At 47.3% G+C, this 6,182-nt stretch carries 6 protein-coding genes; 3 read left to right on the forward strand and 3 right to left on the reverse strand.

The genetic code is table 11. From position 1 onward, the window contains the following. The coding region (locus tag PJF56_RS13775; protein ID WP_283763257.1) for a Uma2 family endonuclease at nt 1–519 on the reverse strand (519 nt) is incomplete at its 3' end. Between the two features lie 84 nt (nt 520–603). Here PJF56_RS13775 and prfB point away from each other — a divergent pair. The 3 genes from prfB to thrC all read left to right on the forward strand — a co-directional run bounded on the left by prfB (nt 604) and on the right by thrC (nt 4,009). After that, a protein-coding gene (gene prfB, locus PJF56_RS13780) for a peptide chain release factor 2 (protein ID WP_347179546.1) occupies nt 604–1,720 on the forward strand; the annotation gives its coding sequence in 2 pieces (ribosomal slippage) (nt 604–675 and nt 677–1,720; 1,116 coding nt in all). An 88-nt stretch (nt 1,721–1,808) separates the two neighbouring features. Next, the gene (locus PJF56_RS13785; RefSeq protein WP_283763258.1) at nt 1,809–2,729 is read left to right on the forward strand and encodes an ion channel; all 921 of its coding nucleotides are present in this window, start codon (nt 1,809–1,811) and stop codon (nt 2,727–2,729) included. Between the two features lie 188 nt (nt 2,730–2,917). Further along, on the forward strand, nt 2,918–4,009 hold the full coding sequence (gene thrC, locus PJF56_RS13790) for a threonine synthase (protein ID WP_347179547.1): 1,092 nt from the start codon (nt 2,918–2,920) through the stop codon (nt 4,007–4,009). A gap of 60 nt (nt 4,010–4,069) precedes the next feature. Here thrC and tatC read toward each other — a convergent pair whose 3' ends face one another. Further along, nucleotides 4,070–4,831, reverse strand: coding sequence for a twin-arginine translocase subunit TatC (gene tatC / locus PJF56_RS13795; protein WP_283763260.1), 762 nt, complete (start codon nt 4,829–4,831; stop codon nt 4,070–4,072). A gap of 401 nt (nt 4,832–5,232) precedes the next feature. Continuing rightward, nucleotides 5,233–5,889: a Uma2 family endonuclease gene (locus tag PJF56_RS13800; protein WP_283763261.1), complete on the reverse strand. Its 657-nt coding sequence runs from the start codon at nt 5,887–5,889 to the stop codon at nt 5,233–5,235. Nucleotides 5,890–6,182: the final 293 nt, after the last annotated feature.

The following is a 6,182-nucleotide window of genomic DNA, read 5'->3' on the forward strand; positions in this document are numbered from 1 at the left end:
CACGCGATAAACGGCCACCGTTCGATTTTGAGGATCGATCAACCAACCTAGTCTTGCCCCATTATCCATATACTCCTGCATCTTCTCTTGCAGCGACTTGAGAGTATCGGAAGCAGAGCGTAATTCCACCACAAAATCCGGGCAAATATTGGCAAACGTTCCCTTTTGTTCCTCCGTGAGTGCGTCCCAACGCTCTTGACTCACCCAAGAAGCATCCGGGGCGCGGTTTGCACCATTGGGTAAGATAAAAGCAGTCGAAGAATCAAAAGCCTGTCCCAAGTTTTCATGTTCTTCGTCCCAACGATCCAATTGTCCGGTAATCCTACTATTTCGTTTTCCACTTTCCCAGCCTGTCGGTGGATTCACAATTAACTCTCCTTGGGCGGTTCTTTCTAGTTGTAAGTCTCGATTGCTCGCAGCTAGAGCTTCAAATTGTTCTTGAGTGACATAGAGCTTCAGACTTCTGGGTAACTCCAGTAACAGGGTTTCGGTTTCGGGTTGGGGGGGAGTTTGTACCATGACCTCTCCTATTCTAGAGATGGGCTAGTTACAGTTTATGATATATAAATAAAGGCGCAAAGAATCTAGACTGAATCGAAACCTATGGATACGCTAACGCTCAAACGTGAAGTAGACTTGTTGTGCGATCGCCTGGGTAAAACCCAGGACTATCTTTGAGCTACCCATCCTCAATGCCAAAATCCAAGACCTGGAACAGGTGGCCTCTCAACCGGATTTCTGGGACGATCAAACCCAGGCCGGGCGCACCCTCCAAGAGCTAAACGACCTCAAATCTTCTCTGCAACAGTTTCAGGACTGGCAAGGCACATTAGAAGAAGCGAGGGCCATCTTGGAGTTGTTAGAGTTAGAAGTCGATGAATCACTACTCCAAGAGGCCCAATCTCATGTTTCCCATTTAAGTCACGATCTCGATCAATGGGAACTGCAACAATTGTTATCGGGAACCTACGATAAAAGTGGAGCAGTGCTAACCATCAATGCGGGAGCAGGGGGAACCGATGCTCAAGACTGGGCAGAAATGCTGCTGCGGATGTACGAGCGCTGGGGAAATGCCCAAGGCTATAAAGTTCATCTGACGGAGATTTCTGAAGGGGAGGAAGCGGGGATTAAATCCGCTACCTTAGAAATTGAGGGCCGCTATGCCTATGGGTATCTGAAAGCGGAAAAAGGAACCCATCGGTTAGTGCGGATTTCGCCCTTTAATGCCAATGGGAAACGGCAAACCAGTTTTGCTGGGGTGGAAGTGATGCCGATTTTGAATGAAGAGGTGCAATTAGACATCCCGGAAAAAGACCTAGAAATCACGACCTCTCGCTCTGGGGGCAAAGGGGGGCAAAATGTGAATAAGGTAGAAACGGCGGTTCGGATTACGCATTTGCCCACCGGTTTAGCGGTACGCTGCACCCAAGAGCGATCGCAATTACAAAATAAGGAAAAAGCCCTCGCTCTCCTCAAGTCCAAATTGCTGGTGATTGCCCAAGAACAACGGGCCCAAGAAATCGCTGATATTCGCGGCGATATGGTCGATGCAGCTTGGGGAAATCAAATCCGTAACTACGTTTTCCATCCCTATCAAATGGTTAAAGACCTGCGTACCAACGTAGAAACGACCGCCATTACGGATGTGATGAACGGCGATCTTATGGAGTTTATCGAAGCCTATTTACGCCAAGAAAACCAACTGATTGAAGTAACCTAACCTGAAAACGTTGGATATTTTGGTGTGGGAGCGTCTCGCTCCCTAGCTCCTTACCCTTCTGCCGCGCGAAGCCCAAAGCGTCACCCCCATGAGCGATAAACCCCATAAAAAACGCATATTAAAGCAATTGCGAAAAAAAACCGGGAAAGTTAACTTTGTTCAACTCATAGAAAGTTCTCCCCGTTGGAGCGATCTATATCATGGGTTACTCTCCATGGAGTGGTGGAAATTTTTTGGGTTGATTTTTGTTTTCTATTTAATGACCAATGTATTCTTTGCTTTGGCTTATTGGGTCGGAGGGAATGGAATTGCTAACGCCCAACCCGGTTCCTTTGCTGATGCCTTTTTTTTTAGTGTACAAACCCTGACAACTATTGGTTATGGTGCGTTCTATCCGACTACCCTATATACTCATATCATTGTCACCTTTGAGAGCCTATTTGGGTTATTGGGATTTGCGGTAGCTACGGGATTATTGTTTGCTCGGTTTTCTAAGCCAACCGCACGGGTTTTGTTTAGTGAAATTGCAGTGATTGCTCCTTATAATGGGGTTCCGACTTTAATGTTTCGGATGGGGAATCAACGGAACCATTGGATTGTGGAAGCACAGGTGCGCGTGAGTGTAATATTGCCGGATGAAATGACACCAGAAGGTCATCGTTTGCGGCCGATTGTGGATCTTAATTTAGTGCGATCGCACAATTCGTTCTTGGTTCTGAGTTGGATGATTATGCATCCCATTGATGAACAGAGTCCATTTTACCATTATGGGTTGACTCCAGAGAAGATTCAGGAGTGGCAACCAGAAGTGATTGTTTCTCTCACGGGATTAGATGAAACCGTCTCCCAAACTATCCATTCTCGTTATTGGTATCATCCAGAGGATATCCGATGTAATGTGGCTTTTGTGAATGTGGTTTCCACGAATAAGAAGGGGACGCGCTGTATTGATTATACCCATTTTCATGATGTAGAACCTTTGCAGGGGGAATGGGGAGATGGGAAATAGGGGAACGCGGAGAGATAGGGCTTTGTAGTGTTTTAACTGGCGATCGCATCTCCATGTCACTATCCCCTGGGAGCGATCGCCAATGGTTTTCCTAAACGGAACCAATGGATTAAACTAGAGTAGAGATATATCTCTTAACCTTCATTTGGATTAACCAAGCGAACGTGACTGCCACTTTATCAACCCAGATCGGCCAAACCCATCCAAACTCGTCCGCACGTAGTATTTGGAAAGGGTTAATTGAAACCTACCGTGCCTACCTTCCCGTAACGGAAAACACTCCTGTGGTCACCCTCTTAGAAGGTAACACGCCCCTGATTCCTGTTCCGGCGATCGCGGCCGCGATCGGGAAAAAGGTTCAGGTCTGGGTCAAATATGATGGCTTAAACCCTACGGGAAGCTTCAAAGACCGGGGCATGACGATGGCAGTCTCGAAAGCCAAAGAAGAAGGCTCGAAGGCCGTCATTTGTGCCAGTACCGGCAACACCTCAGCAGCAGCAGCCGCCTATGCGAAACGGGGAGGCTTAAAGGCATTTGTGATTATTCCCGATGGTTATGTGGCTCTCGGTAAACTGGCTCAAGCCCTGCTTTATGGCGCAGAAGTCCTGGCAATTAATGGTAACTTTGACCAAGCATTGGCGATCGTCCGCCAAGTCTCCGAACAGTATCCGGTGACATTGGTCAACTCGGTCAACCCCTATCGTCTCCAAGGACAAAAAACCGCAGCCTTTGAAGTCGTGGATGCATTAGGAGATGCCCCCGACTGGCTCTGTATTCCCGTGGGCAATGCGGGTAATATTACCGCCTATTGGATGGGTTTTTGTGAATATCATCAAGAAAAAAAATGTAGTCAACTACCGAAAATGATGGGCTTCCAAGCGGCAGGAGCAGCACCCATTCTTGCCGGCCATCCCATTGAACACCCGGAAACTCTAGCCACCGCCATCCGTATCGGTAACCCTGCCAGTTGGAACCAAGCCCTAGCAGCTCAAGAAGCCAGTGGCGGGCAATTCCACGCGGTTACCGATGAAGAAATTCTCCATGCCTATCGCCTGTTGGCTGCTGAAGAGGGAATTTTCTGTGAACCCGCTTCTGCATCGTCGGTGGCTGGGTTATTGAAAGTGAAAGACCAAGTACCTGAAGGGGCTAAAATCGTTTGTGTTCTTACGGGTAATGGTTTGAAAGACCCCGATACAGCGATTAATCATAGCAAAAATCCCTGTCATCAAGGCATTGAGGCCGATCTGAAATCAGTCGCTGCTGCCATGGGATTTAGTTAAGAGGGAATGGGGAATAGGCAATAGGCAATAGTTGATCCTCCCCATGTTCCCCATTTCAGGTTAACGACCGATCGCCTTCACTAGCCCAACTCCCCCAAAATATAACCCTAAAACCGCGCCTGCGAGTAAACTTTGGGTCACCGGATCGGTCGATGGCGTGAGGATCGCACCGAGTAATACGCCTCCCATCACCACATAGCGCCATCCGGCCAGCATTTGTTGCGATGAAACCAATCCTAAGACACTCAACAGCACTTGAATGACGGGGACTTGAAAGGCTAACCCGGTGCTAAACATCAGCAGCAGCACAAACTCAAAATAGCGGTCAATTGACCAAGCTTGCTCCACTACTTCTGCGCCATAGGTAATGAAGAAATTCAGGGCTGCCGGAATTAACACCATTTGGGCAAACAGTAACCCGGTGAGAAATAAGACACTCGACCCCACTACCACTGGCAGCACTAAGCGCCGTTCCCTGAGCGTCAGTCCGGGGAGAAGAAATTGGATGATTTGATAGAGAATCGCGGGAGTTGCGAGAATGATGCCGCTATAGCCGGCCACTTTCAGGGAAACAAAAAAGTATTCTCCCGGAGCCAATTGTAAAAATTTCACATCTCCGGCGGGAATTTCCAGGAATTGCACAATGGGCTTGACGAACAGAAAACAGCCGACCACGGCGATCGCCACCGCAATCAGGGCATAGAAAAAACGTTGCCGCAGCTCTTCCAAATGGTCAAACAGCGACATTTCCACATCATCAGGCAATTCATCCAGAGGGTCTACAGTCGGATCTTCCGTTGGCGTTTGGCTCTCTACAGTCATTTCAGGTTATCAGTCACCAGGTCTATGCCTCATTCTAAAACGAATCGACTATAGTTAACCAAAATATAGTCAGATATAAACAAGACCTGGATTCCATTTCAGAAATCCTCTTCATTTTGGCTTCGAGAGATTAATTCTCCTTGGGTGAACTACGCACCTCTCTATCCCATAGCCTCTAAAGGCATTTGGGAATGCTTTTCTTCAACTGATGAGAAGTTTTTCGAGTCTGCCATGTTCAACAAAAGGACAAAGTTTCCCGGTTGATTAAAAGTTACAGTCTTGAACACATTTACATCTCAATCAATCTATACTATCTATCTTTCCGACTCCTGCTTTTTTGGCCGAGTCAGATCGATGCAGTGACTATAATCTACTATACATAACTCTGTTTAACTATATTTTTAATTAAAGTTTACAATACAAGCTATTTCCGCTTCTTCCAAAGCTTGGCTACTTCCCACTTGCCAAGAGCGCTTAATCGCAGTGGGAATGATTTCTGTAAGATTAATTTGGGGAAATAGGGGGCTGGTTTTCGAGGCTCTATAGTGCCCATCTTCTTGTAAGAGATAGAGGGTGAGATGTTGACCATCGTACACCCAGAGTTCTGGAACGGCGATCGCCTCATACGCAGCTAAGGGAGTCCGAGAGGTAATATCAATTTCAATGGCTAAGTCCGGAGGAGGATCGCCCGTTTGCAGCCGACGGCGACTCATTATACGCTCATAATTCTGAATATAAAAACAAGCATCCGGCTCAACTCCCGCTATTCCTTCCTGCTTAAATGTAGTCGATCCGAAAGATTCAAAGCGCCTGCCTGCTTTGCGGAGTAAGGCTTTCACCAAGTCGGCAATCAGTTCTTTAGGTCGTTCATGTTCCGGTAGAGGAACCCTAATTTCTAATGTCTTCTGACTGTAGATTAATCTCGCACTGCGATGTTCGCCCCATTCGAGTAAAATTTGTTCAAACTCCTGCCAAGTGACTCCAGGAATAGTTACCGTACTTCCAGGAGCGATATTAATTTGATGGATAGGTTGAGTAAAGGCAACAGTTGCCGTCAATGCGATCGCCCAATTAACAACGAAGAATATCTGGCTGGTTGCTTCTAAATGATCGATAAAGATTAACCTACCGTATGTGTAGGGGCGGGTTTGTAACCCCCCCCTACACATTTTTTAAATCCCGCCCCACAGAAGTTTGTAACCCGCCGCGTCAGCAGTTTGAACGACGCCCCTAGTGATCTTTGCATCCCGCCCCGACTCAGGATTGAAACCCGCCCCTACAGATGTTTGAAACCCGCCCCTACAGATGTTTGAAACCCGCCCCTACAGATGTTTGAAACCCGCCCCTACAG

This window comes from Roseofilum halophilum BLCC-M91 (genome assembly GCF_030068445.1).
Lineage (GTDB): Bacteria > Cyanobacteriota > Cyanobacteriia > Cyanobacteriales > Desertifilaceae > Roseofilum > Roseofilum halophilum.

Excerpts from the sequence above, each read along its gene's own strand:
- PJF56_RS13785 (WP_283763258.1), top strand. The coding sequence starts at position 1,809 with ATGAGCGATAAACCCCATAAAAAACGCATATTAAAGCAATTGCGAAAA.
- tatC (WP_283763260.1), bottom strand. The coding sequence starts at position 4,831 with ATGACTGTAGAGAGCCAAACGCCAACGGAAGATCCGACTGTAGACCCT.